Raw genomic sequence first — 26,113 nt, 5'->3', positions numbered from 1 at the left:
CCCAAATGACTGACTTCGTATTCCGTGCCCCGCCACGGATCATCTCCGAGATCGACGGTCTCGAATGCCTCGGTCAGCTCGCGCAGGAGCTGGCGATCAAACGGCCGCTGCTCGTGTGCGACCAGGGGATCGTCGCCTGCGGCATCGCCGGTCGGGCAAGCAGGGTCCTCGCTGCAGCGGGGCTGAAAGCCGCGACCTTCGATGCCGTCCTTGCCGATCCTCCGGTGGAGATGGTGCGCAAGGCGGTGGAAGCGGCGAGAGCCGCCGAGGCCGACGGCATCATCGGCCTCGGCGGCGGTTCCTCACTGGATACCGCCAAGGTCGTGGCCTTGCTGGCGCATTCGACACAGACGATCGAAGAGATCTACGGCGTCGACATGGCCACTGGCGGCCGCCTGCCACTGATTCAGGTACCGACCACGGCCGGTACCGGCTCGGAGGTCACCTGGGTGTCCGTCATCACCAACGAGAATGGTGAGAAGAAGGCCGTCTATACGCCCCAGCTGCTGCCCGACATCGCCCTGCTCGATGCCGGACTGACCGTGGGCATGCCACCCAAGGTCAGCGCAGCAACCGCGCTGGATGCGATGGTGCATGCCATCGAGGCCTACACCAGCCGCACGCGCAAGAACCCGGTTGCCGACGCCCTTGCACGCAAGGCACTTGAGCTGCTCTCACGCAACCTGCCCCTCGTTCTCGAGAACGGTCAGGATCTGCAGGCGCGTTCGGCCGTGCTGGAAGGCGCAATGCTGGGTGGTATGGCCTTCGTCAATGCTTCCGTTGCGGCCATCCATGGTCTTGCCTACCCGCTTGGCGCACGCTTCCACGTCCCGCACGGGCATTCCAACGCCCTGGTTATGGGGCCGGTACTGCGCTTCAATCTCAGGGCTGCCACAGCCGCCTACGCCGAGCTGGCGCGGTGCGTACTCCCTGGCCGCAGCTTCGCGTCCGAAGCAGAAGCCGCAGAGGCCTTCGTCAGTCGCATGGAAGAGATGGCCGGATATGGTGGGCTCGAAACCCGTCTGAGCCAGCTGGGGGTCGGTGAAGCCGACATTCCCGGCATGGCCGAAGAAGTGGTGACGCAGATTCAACGCCTGATCGCCACCAACCCTTGCGACATGAACCTGGAAGAGGTCACGGCAATCTATCGATCGATTCTGTAGATCGTTTTTCGTGTTCAAGGAAGGGGAGGATCCGATGGATTCCTCCCCTTTTTTACGTCCACCGCGATGATCAGCCGCATCGAAAGTGCACGAAAAGCAGCATGTATAAGCTGTTATTCAGACACCGTGCAGATTGTGGATAAGTTGAGTAAACACTAGCGGCAGAAATTTCATCAACAAATGATCCTGTCGTTTACAAGGGTGCTGTGCACACGTTTACCAGATAGCCAAGAAACTGTTTTATATGGGTTAAAAGTGCTTATCCACAGATTTCGGGTCACTATAATCTTTATAGTCTTTTAAATCTTTAAATACTGTGTACACCCTTTGAACACCCCAAAAAAAAGCGCCGCCGCAAATGCGACAGCGCTTTGACCTGCTCTCGGGCTTACGCCCTCGTGTCCACTCAGAACGGTGGATCACCTGCAGCTGACTTCGTCACTGCCGAATGAACCTCCGTTGTGGCCTCCTGCTTCAACTCGCCACCCAGTGCTTCAACGACAGCAGGCAGCAACTGACCCAGCTCGCCGGTCATCAGGGCAAACTCGGCGTTGAAAAGCGCCTCTTCGTCTTCCGCCTGACCGTCGATCTGGTCGCGCACCACGTCGAGGAAATCGATGCGCTTGATCTCGAGCTTGTCGGTGAGAACGAAACTCACGCGGTCGTCAAAGGTCAGGGCCAGACGTGTCGGCAACTTGCCGGCTTCGAGGTGACCCTTGATCTCGTCGCCTTCGAGCGGATGACGAACGTAACGCACTGCTGCCTTGTCCTCGGTGACCGAACGCAGTTCGCAGTCCTGGTCGATGCTGAAACCTGCCGGCGCTTCGTTGCCTGCAAGCCAGTCGGCCATTGCCGAAACCGGCGAGCGTTCGGTGCGCACCAGCGTCAGCGGGAAACTGTCGAGGCAGTGACGCAGTTCTTCGATGACATCTTCGGCGCGAGCCTGACTTGGCGCGTCCACCGCCAGCCAACCGCCAACCGGGTCGATCCAGGCGTGAAGGCGACGACGACGGGTAAAGGCGCGCGGCATCAGTTCCTGAGCGACCTGTTCGCGCAGATCCTTCATCTGCTTGCGACCGAGTTTGAAGCCTTGCTGGTCGGCCATTTCCGCTGCGCGTTCGTCGGCTTCCTGCTTGACTACGGAGGACGGCAGCAGACGATGTTCGAAACCAAGTGCGATCAGCCACTGGCCACCCACTGCATGGACCAGAACTTCGTTACCCAGGGGCGAGAGCCAGCCGCGACTCTCCATGTCCTGGCTGCCACACGGGTTGAAGGGCTTCTTGGCCAGTTGCTCTTCCAGTTTCTCGATGCTCATGTCCCACCCTGTGGGCAGGCGATACAACTGCAGGTTCTTGAACCACATGATTTATTTCCTGATGTGAACGAAAAAGCGCCCGCTGCATCGGCAACGGACGCCGGATGGAAAGGATTATTGCAGCCGTCCCGACTCGGCGATCATGCGGATCACCTTCATGGTGTCGATGTCGGACTGATGATAGGCAGAGCGAACGATATCGGCATACTTTGCCTCTTCGCTTCCGTTGGCGTCGGGCAGGCTGGTCGAATAGACGAAGCGCAGGAACAGCACGCCGGCCTCGGGCTCTTCGATGCTGATCACCAGTTTGCCGCCCGCGTGCTCTGCGGTGGCTTCGGATTCGAAGCTGATCCACTCGAGTTCGCTGAAGAGCACCCGGTCGCGAATGCTGACCTGTCCGAAATTGAGTTCGCGCAGGAGTTCGCCTTCCTTGCGTTCGAGGATGGTGCAGCGCTCGAGTCCGGGGAGAAACGCACGCGAATCCTCGGCGCGGCACAACAGCCCGAACCAGACTTCTTCGCGGCTAAGCACGGTAAGCAGCGGATTGGCGAGGTCATTGACCTCGATGAGATGTTCGAATTTCAAAGACGGTCTCCTTGCCGGTCAGGCCCGCAGTTTACCCCGAGCTTGAGGATGGTCGCAGCGCTGGCGCCGGCCCTGGTGGAGATGGGATGAAGCGCAGGGGGCATCCGCGATACCATGCCAGCCATGCAAATCGAACGACTTCTCCACTCCCAGGGTTTCGGCAGCCGCAAGGAATGCCGCGCCCTCGTCCGTGCCGGGCACGTCAGTGTTGCCGGTGTTCCGTGTGACGACCCTTTCGCAGACTTTGAACCCGGCGGCAGCGATGGTGTTCCCGGGCTTGAGTTCACGATCGGCGATCAGCCGTGGCAGTTCCGCGCCGAGGCTTACCTGATGCTGCACAAGCCGGTCGGCTACGAATGTTCGCTGAAACCGACTTTTCACCCTTCCGTTTTCAAGCTGCTGCCACCACAGATGCTGCTGCGCGGTGTGCAGAGCATCGGCCGACTCGACCAGGATACGACCGGGCTGCTGCTGTTTTCCGACAATGGCAAGTTCATTCACTACTGGAGTTCGGGCAAGAAGCGCACGCCCAAGGTCTACGAGGTCACGCTCAAGCACGAAGTGACGCCCGAACTGATCGCGGCGCTCCTTGCCGGGGTGCAGATGCATGACGAACCCGCACCGGTTGCGGCAACGGCCTGTGTTCAGACCGGTTCGCATACGCTGCAGCTCACCCTGTGCGAAGGCAAGTATCACCAGGTCAAGCGCATGATCGGTGCAGCCAGCAACCGGGTGGAAGCCCTGCACCGCAGCCGTGTCGGTGGACTCGAACTCGATGCGCAGCTGGCCCCGGGTGAATGGCGCTGGCTGGAAGCTGCCGACCTTGAGCAGCTCAACAACTATTCCTGATTGACCCGCAGGCGGTCCTGGGTTCCGGCAGGTGTTTGCCGGACTCGGACCGCCTTTTTGTTTGAGCTTTTGTTTGTTGTTTACTTTATTAAATATAAAGATAAAGAAGTAAACAGTGGGCCAAAATCTGTGGATAACTCGGATAGCGCCTGCTGCAGTGCAAGATTCGCGGTCTGATAAGCAGGTTGATAAACCCCCTAATCAGCTGTGCATGAAATGTCCATGCTTTTCCGACCATTTCCTTCCTAAGCCTTTGTCCACATCCTTTCCCGATTTAATCCCCCGACTTGTTCACGACGATGACCGAAAACGCGCCTCTTCCCCCGCCTGACTACGAGATTTTCTGTCAGGTTGTGGATAACTATGGGGATATCGGCGTCTGCTGGCGACTTGCGCGCTCACTCGTGCGCGATCACGGCTTTCGGGTGCGACTCTGGGTGGACGACTTCGTCGCGTTTTCGCGCCTGTGTCCGGTGCTTCGTACTGCAGTGCAGCAGGCGGTGGTCGAGGGCGTCGACATCCGGCAGTGGACGATGCCGCTCGAGCGGCTTGAGCCGGCCGCTGTGGTCATCGAGGCCTTCGCCTGTACCTTGCCCGAGGCCCACGTCGAGGCGATGGCTGCACGGCCTGTGGCGCCGGTCTGGATCAACCTCGAGTATCTGTCGGCCGAGGACTGGGTGAGCGGTTGCCATGGTCTGGCTTCGCCCCATCCTTCACAACCCTTGACCAAACACTTCTTTTTCCCCGGTTTCGATGCCGCCGGTGGCGGGCTGTTGCGCGAGACCGGGCTGATTGCGGCCCGTGACGGCTTTCTGCAGCAAGACGGGCGGGCCGCATGGCTGGCGACGAACGAGGTTGCGCTTCCTGGCGCGGATACGCTGATCGTCTCCTTGTTTGCCTACGAGCAGCCGGGGCTGACGGATCTTGTAGAGATCTGGGCGCGGAGCAGCCGCCCGGTGCTGCTGCTGGTGCCTGAAGGCCGGGTGCTGGGCGACCTTGCGCGGGCCTTTGGTGTGCACGGGCTGAGCGCGGGTGCGCGACTGCGCAAAGGCAGTCTCTCGCTCGCCGTGCTGCCCTTCACCGACCAGGACGCTTACGATCGCCTGCTGTGGGTGAGCGACCTGAATTTCGTCCGCGGCGAGGATTCATTTGTGCGCGCGCAATGGGCGGGCAAGCCTTTCGTCTGGCACATCTATGCGCAGGACGACGAGGCGCACTTCGACAAGCTTGATGCTTTTTTGCAACGCTATCGTGCGGGTCTGGACCCGGCGGCGGCCAAGGCGCTCGTAGCGTTCTGGCATGCTTGGAACGGTCGCGGAGTGCCTGCTGCCGCGTGGTCTGCGTTTGCCGAAGGCCTTCCGGTGATCGGTCCACACGCGGAAAACTGGGGTCTGAGCCAGGCGGCGATGCCGGATCTGGCGATGCGTCTGACGCAATTCTGCAACCACATAGTCGACGCGAGAGGGTAGAATCGCGCGCTTTCGTATCGGGTTAGCGTCTACGGTCGCGCCGCATCAAGTTCAGGACACAGCATGAAAACCGCACAGGAACTCCGCTCGGGCAACGTCATCATGGTCGGCGCCGACCCGCTGGTGGTACAGAAATCCGAGTACAACAAGTCCGGCCGCAACGCTGCGGTCGTGAAGATGAAGCTCAAGAACCTGCTGACCGGCGCGCCGTCGGAATCGGTTTACAAGGCTGACGACAAGTTCGAAGTGGTCCAGCTCGACCGCAAGGAAGTGACCTACTCCTACTTCGCTGATCCGATGTACGTGTTCATGGACGCCGACTACGAGCAGTACGAAGTCGAAGCCGAAAACATGACCGACGCGCTCAAGTACCTCGAAGACGGCCTGGCCTGCGAAGTGGTGTTCTACAACGGCAAGGCGATCTCGGTCGAGCTGCCCAACGCCGTCGTGCGCGAAGTGGAATACACCGAGCCGGCCGTGAAGGGCGACACCTCGGGCAAAGTCATGAAGCCGGCCCGCATCAAGACCGGTTTCGAGCTGCCGGTTCCGGCCTTCGTCGAAATCGGCGACAAGATTGAAATCGATACCCGCACTGACGAATACCGCGCTCGCGTGAAGTAATTTGCACCGATCCAATGCAAGGGGCCCTCACGGGCCCTTTGTTTTGGTCAATACGGGAAGTATCTGACAGAATTTTCCGGTCAGACGGTGCAAGCTTCAATTCGCCCAAATGCATGAGATGAGACCGATGAAAACCCTGCTGGCCGCAATGGCCGCTGCAAGCACCCTTATTCTCGCCGGTTGTAGCGAGGACAAGCCGGCCGACAAGGTCGAACAATCTGCCAGCGAGGCGGTGGACGCCGCCAAAGAGGCGATCGAGAAAGCCGGTGAAGCAGCCGTAAAGGCAGGAGAAGCCGGCAAGGCCGTCGTCGAGGCCGTGACCGAGCAGGCTGCAGAGCAAGCCGAGACTGGCAGCGAGAAGGCGTCTGAGGTCGTCGAATCGGCGGGTGAAACCGCGCTCGACGCCAAGGAAGCCACCGAGCAGGCCGCAAGACGCATTGCCGATGCCACCCTGGAAGCGGCAAAGCGGATCAAGGATGCGAGCAAGGGCGTCGTTGATGCAGTGCGTAACAAGCCCGAGGAAGTACCGCAGGTACCGCAGGAAAAGCCCGCGGAATAAGCGCTACTGGCGCTCATGCGCCATTGACACCCGGGGACCGGATCCGGCTGATCCGGTTTTGCCGGGCGCGTTCGATATGATTGTGATGGCTGCTTGAACCTATCGTGCCGCGATCGGGTCTGCAGCCTACAATGACCATCTTGCGCCCCTCCAGCAGCCCAGCCATGCCCGACCTCAAAGACAGCATCCGCATTCGCGGCGCACGTCAGAACAATCTCCGCAATCTCTCGCTCGACCTGTCGCTGAACCGCCTCACGGTGGTGACCGGGGTATCCGGTTCGGGCAAGTCCTCGCTGGTATTCGACACCTTGTACGCTGAGGGGCAGCGCCGCTACGTCGAGACCTTCTCGCCCTACGCGCGTCAGTTTCTCGACCGCATGGACAAGCCTCAGGTCGACCGCATCGAGGGCGTGCCGCCGGCCATCGCGATCGATCAGACCAGCCAGGTGCGCACCTCGCGCTCCACGGTCGGGACCATGACTGAGCTTGCGGACCACTTCAAGCTGCTCTACGCCCGCGCCTCGCACCTGCACTGCCGCTGCTGCGGCAAGCCGGTCAAGCGTGACTCGGTGGACAGCATCGGTGAGGACCTCGGCCGTCGCGCTGCGGCCGCGGGCGATCCGCGACTGATGGTCTGCTTTCCGCTCACCGTGCCGAAAACCTACAGCGAGGCCGAGATCACCGCGCTGCTCAACGCACAGGGCTATACCCGCATCCATCGGCGCGAAGAGGGTGTGGACGCCGATGTGCTGCAGGTCGTGCAGGACCGCTTCCGCTTCTCGGCGGCCGAGCCCTCGCGTCTGGCTGAAGCGCTGGAAGCGGCACTCCGTCTGGGCCATGGCCGCTTGCGTGTGTTTGCCGCCGGCGATGGCGAAGAGGCTGAGTGGCGCTATTCGCAGGGTCTGCATTGTGCCGACTGCGACATCCACTACAGCGATCCGACCCCGGGCCTGTTCTCCTTCAATTCGCCGATCGGGGCGTGCGAGACCTGTCGCGGATTCGGCCGTGTCATCGGGGTGGATTTCGGCCTGGTGATCCCGGACGAATCGAAGACGCTGGCCGAAGGCGCGATCAAGCCGTGGCAGACAGAGAGCTACCGCGAGTGCCAGCAGGATCTGGCAAAGATGGCGAAGAAGGCCGGGGTGGCGATGGACGTCCCCTTCCGCGACCTGCCGCCGGAACACCGGCAGTGGGTGCTCGAAGGCGACGCCAAGTGGAAGAACTGGGACAGCTCATGGCCGCGCTACTGGTACGGCGTGCGCCATTTCTTTGTCTGGCTCGAGACCAAGGCCTACAAGATGCACATCCGGGTGCTGCTGTCGCGCTACCGCAGCTACACCGAATGTCCCTCCTGCCACGGCGCGCGGCTCAAGCCCGATGCCTTGCTGTGGCGCTTGCCTGTTTCAAAGGGGTCAGAGTCGTTTGATCTGACTGCTCGATCAAACGACTCTGACCCCTTTGAAAAAAGAGGGTTGGCGATCCACCAGCTGATGGCGATGCCGGTCGATCGCATCCGCGAAGCCATCACCGCACTTGAGCTGCCCGGGGTGGCAGACGAGGCGACCGAACTGGTGCTGGGCGAGATCCGCAGCCGGCTGACCTATCTTGCCGATGTTGGGCTGGGCTACCTGACGCTTGACCGGCAGTCGCGGACGCTGTCCGGCGGCGAGGTGCAGCGCATCAACCTGACCACTGCACTCGGAACCTCGCTGGTGAATACGTTGTTCGTGCTCGACGAACCCTCGATCGGCCTGCATCCGCGCGATATCGGCCGCATCCTGGGGGTGATGACGCGGCTGCGCGACGCGGGCAACACGCTGGTGGTGGTCGAACACGATCCACAGGTCATGGTGGCGGCGGACGAGTTGCTGGAGATCGGGCCCGGCCCTGGCGAGCGCGGCGGCAATATCGTCGCCCGCGGCACGCCGGCGGAGATCACCGCAAATCCGGATTCGGTGACAGGTCCCTGGCTGGCGGGCAGGAAACGTATCGATGTGGAGCGTCCATCGCGTCCGGTCGATACCGCGACCCCACGGCTGAGGCTGATCGGCGCGCGCGAGCACAATCTGCGCGGAATCAGCGTGTCTTTCCCGTTGCAGCGCATGACCTGCCTGACCGGGGTGTCGGGTTCGGGCAAGTCGAGCCTGATCCAGGATGTGCTCTATCCTGCGCTGGCAAAGCATTTTGGCGAGGCGGTGGACACGCCGGGCGCCTTCGACGGGCTGGAGGGCGTGGACGGACTGCGCGGCGTGGTCATGGTCGATCAGTCGGCCATTGGCAAGAGCTCGCGCTCCAACCCGGTCAGTTATGTTGGCGCCTGGGATCCGATCCGCAATCTGTTTGCCGCCCTGCCGGAGGCCAAGCAGCGCGGTTATTCGCCCGGCACCTTCAGCTTCAACGCCGGCCACGGGCGCTGCCCGACCTGCACCGGCTCGGGCTTCGAGCACGTCGAGATGCAGTTCCTGTCGGATGTCTGGCTGCGCTGCCCGGATTGCGACGGCAAGCGCTATCGCCCTGAAGTGCTTGAGCTGCAATGGCGTGGCCATTCCGTGGCTGATGTGCTGGAGATGACGGTGCGCGAGGCGCTGGGCTTCTTCGCCGATCAGCCCAAGGTGCTGGCCGCGCTCGCACCCCTGTCCGACGTCGGCCTCGATTATCTGCGTCTGGGGCAGCCAGTGCCGACGCTGTCGGGTGGTGAGGCGCAGCGACTGAAGCTGGCCGGCCATCTGGCCGCAGCTGCGCAGAAGAAGGGCGGCCGCGCGTCGAAAGTTGTGGATAAAACTGTTGGCAAGTCCGTGGATAAGGCGGGGGATGCCGCGCCTGGTCTGCTCTTTCTGTTCGACGAGCCGACGACCGGTCTGCATTTCGAAGACGTCGCCACCCTGCTGGGTGCGTTCAACAAGCTGCTCGAAGCGGGCAATTCGCTGATCGTGATCGAGCACAACCTTGATGTGATCGCAGCGGCCGACTGGATCATCGATCTTGGCCCGGAAGGCGGCGACGGCGGTGGCGAAATCGTGGTCGAGGGCAGTCCGGAGCAGGTGCGGGCACATCCCTCATCTCACACCGGACTTGCGCTGCGCGAGTATGCGGAAGCGTTGGCACGCACCCGCGCGGCACCGGCGATGGTGGCCGAGGCGCCGGCGGCTTACCGTGCGCTGACGGCACCGGCGATCGAGATTCATCATGCGCGTGAGCACAACCTGAAGAACATCAGCGTGTCGATTCCGCGCGATCGCTTCACCGTGGTCACCGGCCTGTCGGGCTCGGGCAAGTCGACCCTGGCGTTCGATATCGTGTTTGGCGAGGGCCAGCGCCGCTATCTGGAGTCGCTCAACGCCTATGCGCGACAGTTCGTGCAGCCATCGAGCCGGCCGGATGTTGACGGCGTTTTCGGCATTCCGCCCACTGTCGCGATCGAGCAGCGTACCAGTCGTGGCGGGCGCAAGAGCACGGTAGCGACCCTGACCGAGATCCACCCCTTTCTGCGCCTGATGTACGTCAAGCTCGGCACCCAGTACTGCCCGGACTGCCAGGTACCAGTGACACCGCAGAGCTTCGAGGCCATCGTTGCGCAGATCCAGCGCGAACTGCGGGGCGCATCGGTTGAAGTGCTGGCGCCGCTGGTCACCAACCGCAAGGGTTTGTACACCGATCTCGCAAAATGGGCGCGGGGCAAGGGCCATGCGCAGTTGCGCGTTGATGGCGAGTATCTGCCGACCGCCAAATGGCCGCGCCTTGACCGCTACAAGGAGCACACCATCGAACTGCCGCTCGGCATGGTGATGGTGCAGCCGGAACATGAGGCGACCCTGCGCGAGTTCGTTCGTGCCGCGCTCGAGCATGGCAAAGGCGTACTCAAGGTGCTGCGACTTGTTTCAAAGGGGTCAGTTTCAAAGGGGTCAGAGTCGTTTGATCCCCTTGATCAAACGACTCTGACCCCTTTGAAACTATCAAACGACTCTGACCCCTTTGAAATTACGTTTTCGACGCTTCGGGCGTGCCCGAGTTGTGGGACCGGCTTTCCGGAGCCTGATCCGCGTCTGTTTTCGTACAACGCCAAGCATGGCTGGTGTCCAAAATGCTTCGGGACGGGCCTGAAGACGGCGGCGCGGGTGGAAGACCCGGATGCGCTCGACCTTGGTGACGCCGAAGACAGTGTCAGCAGAGACGAGCCCTGTCCTGCGTGTGAGGGCGCGCGGCTCAATCCGGTCGCGCGTGCGGTGCGTTTCCGCGACCGTGGCCTGCATCAGCTGGCGAAGCTGGCAGTGAACAAGGTTGCGGACTTCTTCGGCGAACTGGTGTTGAACGAGCGTGAAAACGACATCGCGCGCGATCTGGTGAGTGAAATTCGCGGCCGTCTCGATTTCCTCCAGCATGTGGGACTGGGTTACCTCGCGCTCGACCGTGCCGCACCGACCCTGTCCGGTGGCGAGGCGCAGCGCATCCGGCTGGCGGCTCAACTGGGCTCCAACCTGCGCGGCGTGTGCTACATCCTCGACGAGCCCACCATTGGCCTGCATCCGCGTGACAACCGCCTGCTGCTCGACACGCTTGAGGCACTGCGCGACCGCGGCAACACGCTGCTGGTGGTTGAGCATGACGAGGACACCATCCGCCGTGCCGACCATGTCATCGACCTCGGTCCGGGGGCCGGCGTGCGCGGTGGCCGGGTGGTTGCCGAAGGTGATGTGGCGGCGCTGCTGGCGGCGCCGGAATCGGCTACCGGCGCCTGCTTCCGCAATCCGCTGCAGCATCCGATGCGTCCGCGGCGGCCGGTGGCGGAAGACCACCCGGCGATCCGCGTCGAAGGTGCCAGCCTGCACAACCTGCGCAATATCGATGCACGCATCCCGCTGGCCCGGCTCACGGTGGTGACCGGGGTGTCGGGATCGGGCAAGTCTTCGCTCGCACGCGATGTGATTCACGCCAATCTGAGGGCCCGGTTGGGCGACCCGGAGGCGGTGCGCGCACGCCGTCGTGGCAAGGCACAGCCGGAAGAGGTGGATCAGACCCTGGTGGGCTGTCGCAGCCTGGAAGGCTGGCAGCAGGTCGGCCGGGTGCTCGAGGTGGATCAGACCCCGATCGGCAAGACGCCGCGCTCCTGCCCGGCGACCTATGTCGGTTTCTGGGATGCGATCCGCAAGCTGTTTGCCGATACGTTCGATGCCCGCACCCGGGGCTGGAGCGCATCGCGCTTCTCCTTCAACACCGGTGCTGGCCGCTGCCCCTCATGTGACGGGGCCGGGCAGACCACGGTTGAGATGAACTTCCTGCCCGACGTGAAGACGCCGTGCGAGGCCTGTGGTGGTGCGCGCTTCAATCCCGAAACCCTGTCGGTACGCTGGCGCGAGAAGACGGTGGCCGAGGTGCTGGCGATGCCGGTGGACGAAGCGGTGGGCTTTTTCGCCGCCCATCCGTCCATCGCCCATCCACTGCAGTTGCTGCAGGATGTGGGTCTGGGCTATCTGACCCTGGGCCAGCCCAGCCCGACGCTGTCGGGTGGCGAAGCGCAGCGCATCAAGCTGGTGACCGAGCTGTCCAAGGTACGCAACCGTCCGGGCGATGCGGCTGCAGCAACGGGCCTTCCCCTGCCCGCCGACCGCCACACCCTGTACGTGCTCGACGAGCCCACCGTGGGCCTGCACATGGCCGATGTGGACAAGCTGATTCATGTGCTGCACCGGCTGACCGACGCGGGTCATACGGTGCTGGTGATCGAGCACGACCTCGACGTGATGGCTGAGGCCGACTGGCTGATCGATCTTGGCCCCGAGGGGGGGGATGGCGGCGGACAGATCGTGGCCGAAGGGCCGCCCGAGGTCGCGATGGACAATCCCGCATCGCATACCGGCCGCCACCTGGTGGAGTTTCTCGCTGCGCGGTGCGGCACTGCGGAACCGAAACCAGCCTGATCCGGTCCCTGAAGGCATAATGGATAGTCGTATTGCAGGGATGGTTTTATGAGCAAGCAAGTTGTGCGGGTGTGGGATCTGCCTACCCGCGTCTTCCATTGGGCGCTGGTGGTGCTGACCGCGGGTGTGTTTGCCAGCGGGCTGATCGGTGGCAACCTGATCGTGTGGCATGGCCGGCTGGGCGTGGCCATTGCCGGTTTGCTGGCGTTCCGTCTGGTCTGGGGCGTGCTGGGCTCGACCTATGCGCGTTTTACCCACTTCGTGCCGGGACCGGGTCGCATCAGGGCGTATCTGCGCGGTCAGTGGAGGGAGCCGGGCCACAATCCGCTTGGGGCGCTGTCCGTGCTCGGCTTGCTCGGCGTCATGATATTTCAGGTGGTGAGCGGGCTGGTGGCGAATGACGATATCGCCTTCGAGGGACCGCTGTATGCCATCGTGAGCAAGAGCACCAGTGACTGGATGAGCAGTCTGCACCGGCAGAACATCTGGATCATCGGCGGGCTGATTGCGCTGCATGTGCTGGCGATCCTGTACTACGCACACGTCAAGAAGGATAACCTGGTGAAGCCGATGATCACCGGGGTGAAGGAGTTTCCCGAACCGGCACCCAGGCCTGCGCAAGGCGGTGGACTGGTGTCCTTCGTGGTGGCGCTGGCCGTTGCGGCTGCAACAGTGTGGGTGGCGACGGGTGGGCTGGTTTCGCCACCTCCCCGCCGCCGCCTCAGTCCGCGCCCGCCTGGTAAAAACGGAAAAGCCGCAGTGATGCGGCTTTTCCGTGTCTGCGGTCAGGTCAGATGCGGTGCAGACTCACTCCTCGCGGAACTTGTCGTGACAGGCCTTGCAGGTCTTGCCAAGGTCACCGAACGCGGTCTTGACTGCAGCAGCATCGCCGGTTGCAGCGACTTTCGCCAGGTTGTTCGCGGCGCCACTGAAGTCACCCGCCAGCTTGCCGACTTCCGGCATGTTCTGGAACAGCTCCGGCTTTACACGGGTTTTCTGACTGCCGACGTCCTTGTCGGTACCCGCACCAAACAGCGCGCCCATGCCCGAGTTGGCGATGCCGGCGATGGCATTGGCGGCCGCAGTGACCTGGGCTGCGTCGTAGGTGCCTTCGAGGTTGCTCTTGATCTTGCCCATGTTCCAGCTCATGAAGCTGTATCCGGCCTTGCGGAACTTGATCTGATCTTCCGGTTTGACCTGGGCCGACGCGATGGTGGCGAGCGACAGTGCGACAATACCGAGTGTTGCGCGGGCGATGGATTTCTTCATGTGTGACCTCTCAGGTTGATGATGATGATGAAATTCGGATAGGGACCCCGTGCTCGGACAGGGCCTGAATATCTTGGTTCCCTGTGTCTATCAGGGTTGCATGATATTCGTATCAGGTGACAAATCAAGGCTGGTGCCACGTGCCGGGCTTTTCGTCCGAAGAAATGGCTAAAGCTTTGCATCAGATCAGCCGATGTTTCAAGTGACTACAGAATGGGCCCGGATGTCGGGCACACAGGCAAGGAGAGAATCATGCGTCGTCTAGCCGACACGCCGATATGGGTGCGCCTCACCGGCGCAATCTGGCTGATGCTTGTGATTGCGTGGGGCAGCATGATCGTGTGGGAGACCCGCGTGAATCGCGATACCGCGATCGATCAGGCGCGTGACTTTGCCAGTTCGGTCAACGAAATGACCATGGCAGGGCTGACCGGAATGATGATTACCGGCACCGTGGCGCAGCGCGACGTGTTTCTCGACCAGATCAAGGAGCTGTCTTCGGTGCGGGATCTGAAGGTGATTCGTGGCGAAGCCGTGAGCAAGGTCTATGGTCCGGGCACGGCCGCCGAGACATCGCTGGATGAGGCCGAGAAGGCAGTGATGGCAGGCGGTCCGGCAATTCTGCAGGTCGAGACCGACGACCGCTACGGTGAGCACCTGAGGGTGGTGATCCCGTCGCCGGCATCGAAGAACTATCTCGGCAAGGACTGCACGCTTTGTCACCAGGTGGATGTGGGCGCCACGCTTGGTGCGGTGAGCATGCGGGTCTCGCTCGACAAGGTCAATGCCGCGGTGACCGATTTCCGTAACGAAAGCATCCTGTTCGCGTTCCTGGCGTCCCTGCCGCTGGCTGCGTTCATCTACCTGTTCATCCGTCGCTTCGTTACCCGGCCGCTGTCGCACATGACCGCGAGTCTGGCGGAGATTGCCCAGGGCGGCGGTGACCTCACGCGCAGGCTTGATGCACCGGGTCGGGATGAAATTGGTCGCACCGCCGAGACCTTCAATCGCATGATGGCCACGATTGCCGACCTGGTGCGCCAGGTGGGCGCCTCGGCGGAGGCAGTCACGGGCTCGGCACGCAACCTGGTGACAGGCGCCTCGCAGCTGGCCGAAGGTTCGCACCGGCAGAACGACAGTTCGATGGAAGCGGCCAAATCGGTTGATGAACTCAACGTCAAGATCCTGCACATCGCTGAAAGTACCGAGTCGGTGCGCGTGCGATCCCGCGACAGTCTTGCCCGCTCGCAGGAAGGCCAGCGCAGTCTGGGAGAGTTGATCAGCGAAGTGGCACATGTCGAAACCGCCGTGCAGCACATGGCAGAATCGGTGAGTGCCTTTGTCGATTCGACGCGGGCCATCACCAGCATGACGCAGGAAGTGCGCGAGATTGCCGAGCAGACCAATCTGCTTGCACTCAATGCAGCGATCGAGGCTGCGCGTGCCGGTGAGCAGGGTCGGGGTTTTGCGGTGGTCGCAGACGAGGTGCGCAAGCTGGCGGAGAAATCTGCACGCTCAGCGGGCGAAATCGACACCATCACCCATGAGATCAGCCGGCAGTCGGTTTCGGTGCAGGATTCCATTGCCCGCGGTCTGAGTCATCTCGAGTCCAGCCGCCATGCCGCCGACGTGGTGTCGGGCGTGCTGGTTGCAGCCAATGCGTCAGTCAGCGATGTGGGCGAAGGTCTGGACCGGATCGCGACTGCGACCGAGGATCAGCGCCGTGCCAGCGAGTCGGTGACCAGCAGCATCGACGAGATTGCCGGCATGGCACGCGACAACAATGCCGCGATCGAGCACACGGTCGGTGCGGCGCGCGAGATGGAGCAACTGGCGTCGCGCCTGCAGGAATCGGTATCCCGCTTCAGGGTGTGAGGGGCTTGATGAGGGCCGGTTCCACCCGGTTGCGCCCTGCCGCCTTGGCGCGGTAGAGCGCCTCATCCACTGCGATGAAGAGTTCCCGGGCATCTCTGCCGTGCTCGGGACAGGAGGCGATGCCGAAGCTGGCGGTGACCTGCTCGAGCGCATCGATACCCTCCCATGGATGCGCGGCCAGCAGATGGCGCAGGGTTTCGATGCGGTGACGCAATTGTTCGAGGTTGCTGTCCATGCAAATCAGCATGAACTCTTCTCCTCCCCATCGGCAAAGAAAGTCCGAGCGCCGGATGTGTCTTCCGAACAGCTGGGCGACGCCGGTCAGCACCTTGTCACCGCACTGGTGCCCGTGCGTGTCGTTGATCTGCTTGAAGTTGTCGAGGTCGAACAGGCAGATGCCGAGCGGCACGCCGAGACGTTCGCAAAGCCCCAGCTGGGTGTCGAGCACGATCTCGGCTTCGCGGCGGTTCAGCAGGCCGGTGAGGCTGTCGTGCGATGCGAGTTGCTGCAGGCGGAGTTCGAGGTTCTTGCGATCGGTGATGTTCTGCACCATGCCAACGACTCTTGAGGGTCGGCTGTTTTCATCACGTTCGCAGATCTTCCCGCGGTCATGCACCCACAGATAGTGTCCGTTGCGGTTGCGCAGGCGGTATTCGGCCTCGTAGCGCTCGCGCTCGCCGCTGAGGTGGTCCTCAAGAATACGGTGGACCTGGGCGGCGTCGTCGTGATGGATATTGTCGGTCCAGCTCGACAGCGTGGGCTCGAGTTCGTCCGGCCCGTATCCCAGCATGCGCTTGAGTTGGGGGCTGAAAAAGACCCTGTCGCTGCCGATTTCCCAGTCCCACAGCCCGTCACTGGCCTCGTTGAGCGCAAAGCGAAGCTGGGCATCGCGCGCGCTCAGGTCGCGTTCGAGCTGCGTGCGCAGGGTGATGTCGCGTGCGACCGACAGGAAATACTCCCGATCCTGGAACTGAAAGCAGCTGGTATGCACCTCTACGGGTATTTCTCGACCAAGCCGGTGTCGATGGCAGCCGATGAACACGTACGGGGCGCGCGCCCGGATCTCGGCCGCGATGCTGAGCCACTGCTCCGGGCCGATCACATCTCTCTGCAGGCTGAGCACCGAATGTTCGAGCAGGTTTTCCGCGCGGCTGTAGCCGAGACCGGACCAGGCCGCACGATTGCAATAGACGATGCCTGAGCTGGCGGGATCGATCAGGAAGACGCTGTCGGGCAGCGCATCGAACACCGCTTGAAGAACGGCGTGTGAGTTATCGGCGTTGGAAAGCGGCATCGCGTTCCCCGTGCGAGCGGGGGTCCTGTCCAGTAGCGGGGCATAATAAACGCATGGCGGACGTGGGTATATCGATTACGTCCCGATTGGCACGAAGCGTCCCCGGGAAGCGCAGGAAAAGGCGTGGCGACAAGCGGATAACCGCATGCCACCACCGCCGTGCGTGCTCAATCCATGCGGACCGGCACGAAGATGCGTGCATCGCCACGCTGGATCAGCAGTGCAAAACGTTTGCCTGCGCGATCGAGGTACTGGCGGAACTGCTCGACCGAATTCACCGGCTGATTGTTGAGTGCCAGAATCACGTCCCCGCGCTGAAGACCGGCGCGTGCTGCGGGGCCGGTAGCGCCTTCGACGACGAGACCGCCGCTCAGACCGATCTGGGCCGCTTCCTGCCCGGTCAGCGGTCGCGCCTTGAGGCCGAGCTTGCCGGTGGTGCTCTCGCTGCCACCCGGTTTGACGGTGCTGCCGAGTTCGGGGTTGAGTTCGTCCAGCACTGCGGTCACTTCGCGATTCCGGCCGTCACGCCAGACATCGAGCCTCACCTTGGTGCCCGGCCGCTTCTCGCCAATGATTCGCGGCAGGTCCGCAGAGTCAGCGACGCGAATGCCGTCCACACCAAGCACGACGTCGCCCGCCTGCAGTCCTGCCTTGTCCGCAGCGCTGCCCGGTTCGACGCTGGCGATCAGCGCACCGCGCGCGTCGGACAGGCCGAAGGACTGCGCGAGCTCCTTGTCCACGCCCTGGATGGCAATGCCGAGACGGCCGCGCTGTACCCGTCCATGGGTGACGAGCTGGTCCTTGACCTTCATCGCGACGTCGATCGGGATGGCAAAGGAAATTCCCATGAAGCCGCCCGACCGGGAATAGATCTGGGAATTGATGCCGACCACCTCGCCGGCAAGGTTGAACAGCGGGCCACCGGAGTTGCCCGGGTTGATTGCGACGTCGGTCTGAATGAAGGGGACGTAGTTTTCATCCGGCAGGCGGCGCGCCTTGGCCGAGATGATGCCTGCGGTCACGGTGTTGTCGAAGCCGAAGGGCGAGCCCATGGCCACGACCCATTCGCCCACGCGGGCACGATCGGGGTCACCGATCGTAACCGCCGGCAGATTCTTCGCATCGATCTTGAGCACGGCGACGTCGGTGCGCTTGTCGATGCCGATCACCTTGGCCTTGAATTCGCGCTTGTCGATCAGCCGTACGGTGACCTCTGCGCCATCCTCATCAACGACATGGGCATTGGTCAGGACATAGCCATCGGCACTGACAATGAAGCCGGACCCGATGCCGCGGCTGATCCGTGGCGCACCGCCCTGTTGTCCGGGCATGTTGGGCATGGGTACGCCGAAGCGGCGCAGAAAATCGTAGAAGGGGTCGTTGGCAAAGGGATTGTCATCGTTGCCGAAGCGTTGCTCCTGGACCACGCTGATGTTCACAACGGCGGGGCCGACCTGTTCGACGAGATCGCCAAAGTCGGGGAGTCCGAAACGGTTGCTACCGACCGCAGCGACAGCAGGCGCGGCCTGGGTGGTCGAGACGAGTGTTCCTTCGGGTAAGAAGGCGACGAGGGCAAGCGCCAGCGTGGTGGCAGCGAGGCTGTTTCTCATGGGCGTTCCTGTGTTGTGGAAGGCAAATCGACTCTCGGTTGACGCGCAAGACCGCGATGCGTTCCCGCTTGAGATCGTGTTCGCGACATGGGGGCGGTTCGGCTGTCGATCAAGATCCGTGTGCGCGAGTCCTAGAAGCGCGTGCGCATGCTCAGGTAGATCTGCGGTTCGATCGGGTTGGCGATTTTACTGCCGCTGTATTGGGGCAAGCGTTCGACCGGGCGGTGCACGAGTTCCTGATGCCGGCCGAGCAGATTGATGCCGCTGAGGCGAAACTCCACCGTCTGATTTCGCAGTCGCAGGCTGCGGGCGAGGCTCAGGTCCAGCGTGGTGTAGGCGTCGACCTTGAAGCGCTGACTGCCGGCATAGCCCGTACCGGCCTCGGAAGGGCCCATGCGCAGGATGCTGATTGTGGTGTGCCAGGCGCCGAGGTGCTGCATCCAGGTCAGGCTCGCGCTGTAGGGGGCGACGGTGGCTTCCAGGGCCGGGTCGGCAGCCCGGGCCCGGATCATCGTATGGTTGAAGATGATGTCGCCGTCCGCCCACGGGCGAACGCGCAGCTGATATTCGATACCGGTGAGCCGCACCGTATCCGTGCTGTTGCTCCAGCGCGTGCCACCGAGGATGCGCTGGAAGAAATTGGGGTCGGCGAGCGTGTTGTCCGCAGCGCTCAGCATGGGAGGGAGCCCTTCGCGCATGATGTAGTCGCGGATGTGCTCCTGGAACAGACGGACATCCAGGCTGCCCCGCGCCCGGGGCAGCAAGCGGATGAATCCGAGTTCGAAGGCGTCGATACGCTGCGGTTTCAGGTCGGGATTGCTCTGATGACGTTGCTGCAGCAGACCGTAGACCGGGTGGATGACGCGGGTATCGGCTTCGCGCTCGAACAGGGTGGGCTGACGCCAGGCACGTGAGTATCCGGCCTTGAAGGTGGTGGCGGAATCGGGTTGCCAGTTCAGGAAGAGACGTGGCGCCAGTCGAAGCCTGTCGCCTTCGATCTGCTCCACCATGGTGCCGGCGTTCCAAAGCCATTGTGGCGCCATGCGCCATTCAGCGTTGCCGAACAGGCGCCATTCCTGCTGGCTGCGGGTGTGGTTGTCGTTGAACAGGGCTTGTGCCTTGAGCTCATCGCGCCGCCATTCCAGACCCCACACCAGTTGCAGCTGCTCCGATGTGCGCAGGCGGTGCTGCCACTCGACGTTGTCACGCTGGCTGTCGCGATCCTGATCGACGTCGATCACGAGTCGGGGTGCCGCAAGCAGGGCCGCACGCAGGCCCGGGTAGGCACCCAGCGTGCCGTCCAGATTTCTGTGGGAGTCGGCGCTCCAGGACTCGCGGGCGCTCTCGCTATTGTGGTACCACGATAGCGACCATTCCTCGTCAGGCGAGGGGCTGTGCAGCCAGCGTGCGTGAAGGTGGCTGTTCTGGTGCTCGCTGCTGCGGGGCTCACTGCCATCGAACAGCGTGCCTTCGTAACCGTTACCGCGATGCCCGTTGCTGAACCCCGCGTTGAGGGTGAGTTCGTCGATGTTGCCGAGTCGAATGTCGCTGCGCAGGTTCAGTGTGCCGATCCGGCGACCGTCCTTGAGCTCGGCAGAGCCGTCGTCCTGCAGGTGGCTGGCGGTGATGCGGAGGCCCAGGGGGCCGTCGTGGGTCACCATGCGTGCGCTGACATCCGCGACGCCCTGATTGCCGAGTGTGACGCCGACCGTGCTGCCCGCCTCCGTAGCGGTATGCTTGGTAATGATGTTGACCACGCCGAGAAAGGCGTTGGAGCCATAGGCGGCGGAATCGGATCCGCGCACGATCTCGATGCGGTCGATGTCGTCGATACCGATGCCCAATGCACCCCAGTCGGCCCCACCGTAGAAATACGGCGAGTACACCGAACGGCCGTCGATCAGCACCTGCATCTGGTTCGGAAAGTCGCTACCCAGGCCGTGGTAGCTCACCCACTGATCATTGCCACGCTCCTGCGCAACCTGCATGCCCGGCACCAGTCGCAGCAGGCGGGCGATGTCGCGGTATCCGGTTGCGGCGATGAGCCCGGCGTCGATTACGCTGATTGCGCCCGGCGTATCCTGCATGGGCTGAGGAAGGCGCGACACCGTGAGGACGACGGGAAGCGGTTCGAAGAACGGGTCTTCACTGGTGTCGTGGAACGCCGACGCGGTTGCAGCCGGCGCAGTGAGCAGGCATCCTGCCATGTATCGGGCGATGAGTCGGATCTGCATCCACTTCATTTCTTGTGTCTTGTTATGCGCCAAAGTAACTAGTCATCCGATGGATGAATGATGCATATTATAAGGCGATTACTGCGTTTCCGGCCGTCGTCGCCTCGTCCGCCCTGCGCACGCTTTCGGTAGAAAAACACCATGACGCTGACTGACCTTCGATATCTCGTAGCACTTGCCCATGAACGTCATTTCGGACGTGCGGCGGAAAAATGCCATGTATCGCAGCCGACCCTGTCGGTTGCGATCAAGAAGGTGGAGGAAGAGCTCGGTATCCAGCTTTTCGAGCGCAGTGCGTCCGAGGTGAAGATTACCGAAACCGGCCGGCGCATCGTCGCCCAGGCAGAAAAGGTCATGGTCGAGGCCAGCCAGATTCACGAGATTGCGGCCGCGGGCAAGGACCCGCTTGCGGGACCGTTGCGCGTCGGCGTGATCTACACCATCGGGCCCTATCTGCTGCCGCGGCTGATTCCGCGCGTACATCAGCTGGCACCGCGCATGCCGCTGATCATCCAGGAGAACTTCACCACGCGGCTGGCCGAAGCGCTCAAGCGTGGCGAACTTGATGTCATCATCATCAGCCTGCCGTTCGAGGAGCCGGGTATCGTGACCCAGCCGGTCTATGACGAGCCGTTTCGGGTGCTGCTGCCGTCGAGCCATCCCTGGGCCGCACACCGGACGATCGATGCTGAGCATCTCGCGGATGATCAGCTCCTGCTGCTCGGTTCCGGCAACTGCTTTCGCGATCAGGTACTTGAGGTGTGTCCGCAGTGCCGCAATGTGGGGGGGCTGCAGCGCACGCTCGAAGGCAGTTCGCTGGAAACCATCCGCTACATGGTTGCGACCGGTCTTGGCGTGACCGTGGTGCCGAGTTCGGCTGCGGACGAACTCGACGCGCACAACCCCCTGGTCGCGGTCAGACCCTTTACCCAGCCGGAGCCGTCGCGACGGGTTGCGCTGGCCTGGCGCGTGACCTATCCCCGCAGTGGCGCGATCGACATTCTGCGCACGGCAATTTTTGAGAGCAGCCTGCCCGGTGTGAAGCCGGTCGGTCGTCTTCCCTCGCTCGACGCTGCGTGAGTGCTTGTGCGCCTCAAGCGCATTGCATAGCCCTGGCCGATGCCACCGATACCGAGTTTCAATTAGATCGATGCCAGGGAAACGCCTAGTATGGAGTTGTGAAGGGTGCACTACGGCCCGTCGATGAACAGTCGCGAGACAAGGAGTGATGACATGGAAATGGATATCGGCATCAGCAAGAAAGAGCGCGCAAAGATCGCAGACGGTCTGTCCTGTCTGCTGGCCGACAGCTATACGCTGTACCTGACCACGCACAATTTCCACTGGAACGTGACCGGCCCGATGTTCAACACGCTGCACCTGATGTTCGAGGCGCAGTACACCGAACTGGCGCTGGCCGTGGATCTGATCGCAGAACGCATCCGCGCGCTCGGTTTTCCGGCGCCCGGCACCTATCGCGAGTTCCAGAAGCTCACCAGCATGAAGGAACCGGAGGGCGTGCCCAGTGCGGAAGACATGATCCGTGCGCTGGTGAAAGGCCAGGAGGCAGTCGTCAAAACTGCACGCAGCGTGGCACCGCTGGCCGACAAGGTGAGCGACGAGGCGACACTCGATCTGCTGACCCAGCGCATGCAGATTCACGAGAAGAACGCCTGGATGCTGCGCAGTCTGCTGGAAAAGTGACAGCACTGAGCAGTGCTGCAGTAAATGAAACGGGCCCGCGTGGGCCCGTTTCATTTGTGCGTCAGCCGATCATCTTGCCCGGCAACCAGGTCACCAGGCCCGGAAACACGTAGAGCAGCACGACGGCCAGTGCCATCAGCAGGAAGTAGGGAATGGCATAGCGCGCAATGGTGGTGATCTGGCGCCCTGTCAGCCCCTGCAGCACGAACAGGTTGAAGCCGACCGGCGGCGTGATCTGCGCCATTTCCACCACGACGACGACGAAGATGCCGAACCACAGGGGGTCGATGCCGGCAGACTGAATGGTCGGCAGCAGGACCGCCATGGTCAGCACCACGATGGAGATGCCGTCGAGGAAGCAGCCCAGCAGGATGTAGAACACGGCCAGTGCCAGCAGCAGCATGGCCGGGCTCAGGCCGAGCGAGCCGATCCATTCGGCCAGATGCCGCGGCAGGCCCATGTAGCCCATGGCCAGGGTGAGGAAGGCCGAGCCGCCCAGGATCAGTGCGATCATGCAGTACAGGCGGGTGGCGCCCATCAGCGCGGCGATGAAGCTCGCCTTGCTGAGCGACTTCTGGCTCGCTGCGATGATCAGGCTGCCAATCACGCCAATTGCCGCGGCTTCTGTCGCAGTGGCAATGCCGCTGTAGATCGAACCCAGCACGCCGCCGATCAGCAGCACGACCGGGATCAGATTGCGCGAGGCGGAGAACTTCTCCAGCAGGCTCGTCTTCAGGTCGGCCGGCGGGATGCGCTTGCTGTTGAGCAGCGACCACAGGATGACCCAGCCCATGAACAGCGACGCGAGCAGGATGCCGGGCAGCACGCCGCCGACGAAGAGCTTGGAGATCGACACGTCGGCCGACACGCCATACACGATCATGATGATCGAGGGCGGAATCAGCAGGCCGAGGGTGCCGGCACCGGCGAGCGTGCCGAGGATCATCGACTCCGGATAGCCGCGGCGGGTGAGCTCGGGCATCGAGATCTTGCCGATGGTGGCGCAGGTGGCTGCCGACGAGCCGGACACCGCCGCGAACAGCGTACAGCCGATGATGTTGGTGTGGAGCAGGCGTCCCGGCAGGCGCTCCAGCCAGGGCGCGAGGCCCTTGAACATGTCCTCCGAGAGCTTGGTGCGAAACAGGATCTCGCCCATCCACAGGAAGAGTGGCAGTGCGGTCAGGGTCCAGCTCGAGCCGGCACCCCAGATCGCGACCGCCATGCCGTCGCCCGGTGGTCGTGGGGTAAAGCCGAGCATGCCGAGAATGCCGATGGCCATCAGGGCAAGGCCGATCCAGACGCCGCCGGCGAGCAGGACGAGCATCAGGCCGATGAGCAGGGCCGCTATGGTCAGTTCCATGATGTTTCTCTCATTCCATGCGGACGGCTTCGTTGCCCGCGCCGGCGAGGCGCCGCGGAGTACGGCCGAGGGTGGTGAGGATGAGGTCGTCGAGCAGCGCGATCACCAGCACGACGGTGCCGATGGCCATCGTCAGTTGCGGAATCCACAGCGGCGTTGCATCGATACCCTGGGACACTTCCTCGAATTCGTGTGACTGCCACGCCAGACGCACCGCATACCAGGCAAGTGTCATGGCAATCGTGGTGGCCGCCGCGAGCGAGAACCACTCCAGCGCCTTGCGCAGGCGCGGGCCGACGCGTTCGAGCACCAGGCTTACGCGGATGTGTTCGCCGTGCTTGAAGGTGTAGGCGAGGGCGAGAAAACCGCAGGCGGCCATGCAGTAGCCGGCATAGTCGTCGGTGCCGCTCAGGTAGATGCCGAGCGGGCGACTGAAGATGCCGGCCGAGACCATGACCAGGGTGGCCACCATGCCGATTGCGGCAAGCGCACCCGACAGGCGGTAAAGGGAATCGAGCAGTGCTCGCATGGCGGACTCCGGACGAAAAAATGGCCCGGCATGCCGGGCCAGATGGGATTGGTGCTTACTTGGCCTTGCGGTAGGCGTCGAGAATCTTCTGGCCGTCGGCGCCAGTCTTCTCCAGCCACTCGGCGGTCATCTTCTCACCCACCTTGACCAGGTCTGCACGCAGCACGTCGGAAGCGGGCAGCACCTTCATGCCATTGGCCTTGAGCTGGCCGATGTACCAGGCAGTCTTCTCTTCCGAGAGCTTCCAGCCGCGCGTCTCTGCCGCAGCCGACGCCTTGAGCACGACGTCCCTGGTGGCCGGATCGAGCGCGTCAAACGCTTTCTGGGAAACGAACACGATGTTCTTCGGCAGCCAGGCCTGAACGTCGAAATAGTAATCGAGCTGCTCCCAGCTCTTGGTGTCGTAGCCGGTGGACGATGAAGTGATGTTGGCGGAGACCACGCCGGTGGACAGGGCCTGGGTCAGATCGGCGGCCTGCACGGTGACCGGTTGTGCCGACATCAGCTCGATCATGCGCGCAACGGTCGGGCTGTAGGAGCGGATCTTGATGCCCTTGAGATCGGCCATCGAGGTCAGCGCGGTCTTGGAGTAGATGCCCTGCGGCGGCCATGCCACCGAGTACAGCAGCTTCAGGCCGTTCTTGGCCAGACGCGCTTCGACCGCATCGCGCGACACCTTCCACAGTTTCTGCGACTCGCCATAGCTGGTGGCGAGGAAGGGCACGGTGTCCAGCGCATAGAGCGGGTCCTCGTTGGCGAGGCTGGACAGCAGCACTTCGCCGATCTGCGCCTGACCGCCCTGCACTGCGCGCTTGATCTCGTTGGACTTGTACAGCGAGCCGTTGGAGTGCACGGTGATCTTGAGCTTGCCCGCGCTGGCCTTGTTCACTTCATCGGCGAACTGCTGGATGTTTTCGGTGTGGAAGTTGGCGACCGGGTAAGGCGTCGGCATGTCCCACGCCGTTTGAGCGTGTGCGGCGGTCGTCACGCCGAATGCGACGAGCGAGCCAGCCAGCGTGCTGAGGATTCGGTGCTTCATGTTCATCGTGAAGTTCTCCGTGAAAAAGTGCGGAAGGGTCGGATTCCTGGGGGCGCAGCAAACGCGTGAACCATGATGGTCGAAGTCAGCGTTATTGAAAGATTGGGATTTCATCTATAAATTGTCAAGAAATCGTAAACGAAATGTGAGTAAAAAATGCCCAAGCAACTTGTGCCGCTGGTCGGGCATGACGGAGGACGGATCGTTTCCTCCCAGCATCTGGTGTCGCCGAAATCGCCCGAACTGTCCGAGTTCGAGTTCGGGATGATCATTGCGTGGCACGCGTTTTCGCGCTGGATGACGCGCTGCATGACCGCTGCCGGGATCAAGGACATGACGCCCATCGACGTGCTGGTGCTGCATCATGTTGCTCACCGCGACAGCGAAAAGCGCCTTGCTGACATCTGTTTCGTGCTCAACGTCGAGGACACTCACGTGGTGTCCTACTCCTTGCGCAAGCTCGCCGCACTCGGACTCGTGCACAGCAGGAAGCTGGGCAAGGAGGCCTTCTTCGCAACGACCGATGCTGGACGCGAGGCTTGCGTGGCTTACCGCGATGTGCGCGAAGCCTGCCTGATGCCCGGTTTCACCGGCAGTGCCGAAGACAACGCACAGATCGGTGATCTGGCACGCCTGCTTCGCACCCTTTCGGGGCGTTACGACCAGGCTGCACGCGCCGCTTCGACATCCGCACCCTGATCAAGCAAGGAACAAGCCCGT

At 62.6% G+C, this 26,113-nt stretch carries 19 protein-coding genes and 1 pseudogene; 11 read left to right on the top strand and 9 right to left on the bottom strand.

The window, feature by feature from the left end; all coding sequences use genetic code 11:
• Nucleotides 1–5 precede the first annotated feature (5 nt).
• A complete protein-coding gene (locus tag CEW83_RS14525; RefSeq protein ID WP_108949979.1) occupies nt 6–1,163 on the top strand; it encodes an iron-containing alcohol dehydrogenase in 1,158 nt (385 codons plus the stop codon).
• Between the two features lie 406 nt (nt 1,164–1,569).
• Here the strand turns inward: CEW83_RS14525 and CEW83_RS14520 are convergent, their stop codons facing one another.
• Both CEW83_RS14520 and CEW83_RS14515 read right to left on the bottom strand, forming a co-directional pair.
• A complete protein-coding gene (locus CEW83_RS14520; protein ID WP_108949978.1) occupies nt 1,570–2,529 on the bottom strand; it encodes a recombination-associated protein RdgC in 960 nt (319 codons plus the stop codon).
• Between the two features lie 66 nt (nt 2,530–2,595).
• Entirely contained in the window at nt 2,596–3,066 is a 471-nt protein-coding gene (locus tag CEW83_RS14515) for an SRPBCC family protein (protein ID WP_108949977.1), read from the bottom strand.
• A 114-nt stretch (nt 3,067–3,180) separates the two neighbouring features.
• Between CEW83_RS14515 and CEW83_RS14510 the strand changes: the two genes are divergently transcribed.
• From CEW83_RS14510 to CEW83_RS14485, 6 genes and pseudogenes are all read left to right on the top strand, one after another.
• Nucleotides 3,181–3,915: a 16S rRNA pseudouridine(516) synthase gene (locus CEW83_RS14510; protein WP_108949976.1), complete on the top strand. Its 735-nt coding sequence runs from the start codon at nt 3,181–3,183 to the stop codon at nt 3,913–3,915.
• Between the two features lie 299 nt (nt 3,916–4,214).
• Nucleotides 4,215–5,384 carry an elongation factor P maturation arginine rhamnosyltransferase EarP gene (earP, locus tag CEW83_RS14505; RefSeq protein ID WP_108949975.1) on the top strand — a complete coding sequence of 390 codons (1,170 nt, stop codon included), beginning with the start codon at nt 4,215–4,217 and terminating at the stop codon, nt 5,382–5,384.
• Between the two features lie 63 nt (nt 5,385–5,447).
• Entirely contained in the window at nt 5,448–6,005 is a 558-nt protein-coding gene (gene efp, locus CEW83_RS14500) for an elongation factor P (RefSeq protein ID WP_108949974.1), read from the top strand.
• 127 nt (nt 6,006–6,132) lie between these two features.
• The gene (locus tag CEW83_RS14495) at nt 6,133–6,564 is read left to right on the top strand and encodes a hypothetical protein (protein WP_108949973.1); all 432 of its coding nucleotides are present in this window, start codon (nt 6,133–6,135) and stop codon (nt 6,562–6,564) included.
• A 164-nt stretch (nt 6,565–6,728) separates the two neighbouring features.
• Entirely contained in the window at nt 6,729–12,479 is a 5,751-nt protein-coding gene (uvrA, locus tag CEW83_RS14490; RefSeq protein WP_108949972.1) for an excinuclease ABC subunit UvrA, read from the top strand.
• A 48-nt stretch (nt 12,480–12,527) separates the two neighbouring features.
• A pseudogene (locus CEW83_RS14485) lies at nt 12,528–13,222 on the top strand (cytochrome b/b6 domain-containing protein).
• Nucleotides 13,223–13,286: 64 nt separating this feature from the next.
• Here the strand turns inward: CEW83_RS14485 and CEW83_RS14480 are convergent.
• Nucleotides 13,287–13,748, bottom strand: coding sequence for a c-type cytochrome (locus tag CEW83_RS14480; protein WP_108951432.1), 462 nt, complete (start codon nt 13,746–13,748; stop codon nt 13,287–13,289).
• A 252-nt stretch (nt 13,749–14,000) separates the two neighbouring features.
• Between CEW83_RS14480 and CEW83_RS14475 the strand changes: the two genes are divergently transcribed.
• Nucleotides 14,001–15,623: a methyl-accepting chemotaxis protein gene (locus CEW83_RS14475; RefSeq protein ID WP_108951431.1), complete on the top strand. Its 1,623-nt coding sequence runs from the start codon at nt 14,001–14,003 to the stop codon at nt 15,621–15,623.
• Here CEW83_RS14475 and CEW83_RS14470 read toward each other — a convergent pair.
• The 3 genes from CEW83_RS14470 to CEW83_RS14460 form a co-directional block, all read right to left on the bottom strand.
• Nucleotides 15,613–16,917 carry a sensor domain-containing diguanylate cyclase gene (locus CEW83_RS14470; RefSeq protein ID WP_108949971.1) on the bottom strand — a complete coding sequence of 435 codons (1,305 nt, stop codon included), beginning with the start codon at nt 16,915–16,917 and terminating at the stop codon, nt 15,613–15,615. The two genes, CEW83_RS14475 and CEW83_RS14470, sit on opposite strands and share 11 nt — an antisense overlap.
• A 167-nt stretch (nt 16,918–17,084) precedes the next feature.
• Nucleotides 17,085–18,527, bottom strand: a complete 1,443-nt coding sequence (locus CEW83_RS14465; RefSeq protein WP_108949970.1) for a DegQ family serine endoprotease — start codon at nt 18,525–18,527, stop codon at nt 17,085–17,087.
• A 131-nt stretch (nt 18,528–18,658) separates the two neighbouring features.
• Nucleotides 18,659–20,761: a TonB-dependent receptor plug domain-containing protein gene (locus tag CEW83_RS14460; protein ID WP_234418842.1), complete on the bottom strand. Its 2,103-nt coding sequence runs from the start codon at nt 20,759–20,761 to the stop codon at nt 18,659–18,661.
• Nucleotides 20,762–20,902: 141 nt separating this feature from the next.
• Here CEW83_RS14460 and CEW83_RS14455 point away from each other — a divergent pair, with 141 nt between their 5' ends.
• Together CEW83_RS14455 and CEW83_RS14450 are read left to right on the top strand one after the other, a co-directional pair.
• Nucleotides 20,903–21,841, top strand: coding sequence for a hydrogen peroxide-inducible genes activator (locus CEW83_RS14455; RefSeq protein ID WP_108949969.1), 939 nt, complete (start codon nt 20,903–20,905; stop codon nt 21,839–21,841).
• Nucleotides 21,842–21,994: 153 nt separating this feature from the next.
• Nucleotides 21,995–22,465, top strand: coding sequence for a Dps family protein (locus CEW83_RS14450; RefSeq protein WP_108949968.1), 471 nt, complete (start codon nt 21,995–21,997; stop codon nt 22,463–22,465).
• Between the two features lie 61 nt (nt 22,466–22,526).
• Here CEW83_RS14450 and CEW83_RS14445 read toward each other — a convergent pair whose 3' ends face one another.
• The 3 genes from CEW83_RS14445 to CEW83_RS14435 are packed head-to-tail and all read right to left on the bottom strand — an operon-like array spanning nt 22,527 to nt 25,399.
• Nucleotides 22,527–23,825, bottom strand: a complete 1,299-nt coding sequence (locus CEW83_RS14445) for a TRAP transporter large permease (protein ID WP_108949967.1) — start codon at nt 23,823–23,825, stop codon at nt 22,527–22,529.
• Nucleotides 23,826–23,835: 10 nt separating this feature from the next.
• A complete protein-coding gene (locus CEW83_RS14440; protein ID WP_108949966.1) occupies nt 23,836–24,354 on the bottom strand; it encodes a TRAP transporter small permease in 519 nt (172 codons plus the stop codon).
• A 55-nt stretch (nt 24,355–24,409) separates the two neighbouring features.
• Nucleotides 24,410–25,399: a TRAP transporter substrate-binding protein gene (locus CEW83_RS14435; RefSeq protein ID WP_199915121.1), complete on the bottom strand. Its 990-nt coding sequence runs from the start codon at nt 25,397–25,399 to the stop codon at nt 24,410–24,412.
• Nucleotides 25,400–25,549: 150 nt separating this feature from the next.
• Here CEW83_RS14435 and CEW83_RS14430 point away from each other — a divergent pair, with 150 nt between their 5' ends.
• A complete protein-coding gene (locus tag CEW83_RS14430) occupies nt 25,550–26,092 on the top strand; it encodes a winged helix DNA-binding protein (RefSeq protein ID WP_108949965.1) in 543 nt (180 codons plus the stop codon).
• The last annotated feature ends 21 nt before the right edge of the window (nt 26,093–26,113 follow it).

The sequence above is a fragment of the Parazoarcus communis genome (assembly GCF_003111645.1).
Classification (GTDB): domain Bacteria; phylum Pseudomonadota; class Gammaproteobacteria; order Burkholderiales; family Rhodocyclaceae; genus Parazoarcus; species Parazoarcus communis_A.
This window is presented reverse-complemented; position numbering and strand designations above follow the sequence as displayed.

What these genes read in the sequence shown, in the direction of transcription:
- CEW83_RS14525 (WP_108949979.1), top strand. Translation starts at nt 6, where the DNA reads ATGACTGACTTCGTATTCCGTGCCCCGCCACGGATCATCTCCGAGATC.
- CEW83_RS14520 (WP_108949978.1), bottom strand. Translation starts at nt 2,529, where the DNA reads ATGTGGTTCAAGAACCTGCAGTTGTATCGCCTGCCCACAGGGTGGGAC.
- CEW83_RS14510 (WP_108949976.1), top strand. Translation starts at nt 3,181, where the DNA reads ATGCCAGCCATGCAAATCGAACGACTTCTCCACTCCCAGGGTTTCGGC.
- earP (WP_108949975.1), top strand. Translation starts at nt 4,215, where the DNA reads ATGACCGAAAACGCGCCTCTTCCCCCGCCTGACTACGAGATTTTCTGT.
- efp (WP_108949974.1), top strand. Translation starts at nt 5,448, where the DNA reads ATGAAAACCGCACAGGAACTCCGCTCGGGCAACGTCATCATGGTCGGC.
- CEW83_RS14495 (WP_108949973.1), top strand. Translation starts at nt 6,133, where the DNA reads ATGAAAACCCTGCTGGCCGCAATGGCCGCTGCAAGCACCCTTATTCTC.
- uvrA (WP_108949972.1), top strand. Translation starts at nt 6,729, where the DNA reads ATGCCCGACCTCAAAGACAGCATCCGCATTCGCGGCGCACGTCAGAAC.
- CEW83_RS14480 (WP_108951432.1), bottom strand. Translation starts at nt 13,748, where the DNA reads ATGAAGAAATCCATCGCCCGCGCAACACTCGGTATTGTCGCACTGTCG.
- CEW83_RS14475 (WP_108951431.1), top strand. Translation starts at nt 14,001, where the DNA reads ATGCGTCGTCTAGCCGACACGCCGATATGGGTGCGCCTCACCGGCGCA.
- CEW83_RS14470 (WP_108949971.1), bottom strand. Translation starts at nt 16,917, where the DNA reads ATGCCGCTTTCCAACGCCGATAACTCACACGCCGTTCTTCAAGCGGTG.
- CEW83_RS14465 (WP_108949970.1), bottom strand. Translation starts at nt 18,527, where the DNA reads ATGAGAAACAGCCTCGCTGCCACCACGCTGGCGCTTGCCCTCGTCGCC.
- CEW83_RS14460 (WP_234418842.1), bottom strand. Translation starts at nt 20,761, where the DNA reads ATGCAGATCCGACTCATCGCCCGATACATGGCAGGATGCCTGCTCACT.
- CEW83_RS14455 (WP_108949969.1), top strand. Translation starts at nt 20,903, where the DNA reads ATGACGCTGACTGACCTTCGATATCTCGTAGCACTTGCCCATGAACGT.
- CEW83_RS14450 (WP_108949968.1), top strand. Translation starts at nt 21,995, where the DNA reads ATGGAAATGGATATCGGCATCAGCAAGAAAGAGCGCGCAAAGATCGCA.
- CEW83_RS14445 (WP_108949967.1), bottom strand. Translation starts at nt 23,825, where the DNA reads ATGGAACTGACCATAGCGGCCCTGCTCATCGGCCTGATGCTCGTCCTG.
- CEW83_RS14440 (WP_108949966.1), bottom strand. Translation starts at nt 24,354, where the DNA reads ATGCGAGCACTGCTCGATTCCCTTTACCGCCTGTCGGGTGCGCTTGCC.
- CEW83_RS14435 (WP_199915121.1), bottom strand. Translation starts at nt 25,399, where the DNA reads ATGAACATGAAGCACCGAATCCTCAGCACGCTGGCTGGCTCGCTCGTC.
- CEW83_RS14430 (WP_108949965.1), top strand. Translation starts at nt 25,550, where the DNA reads ATGCCCAAGCAACTTGTGCCGCTGGTCGGGCATGACGGAGGACGGATC.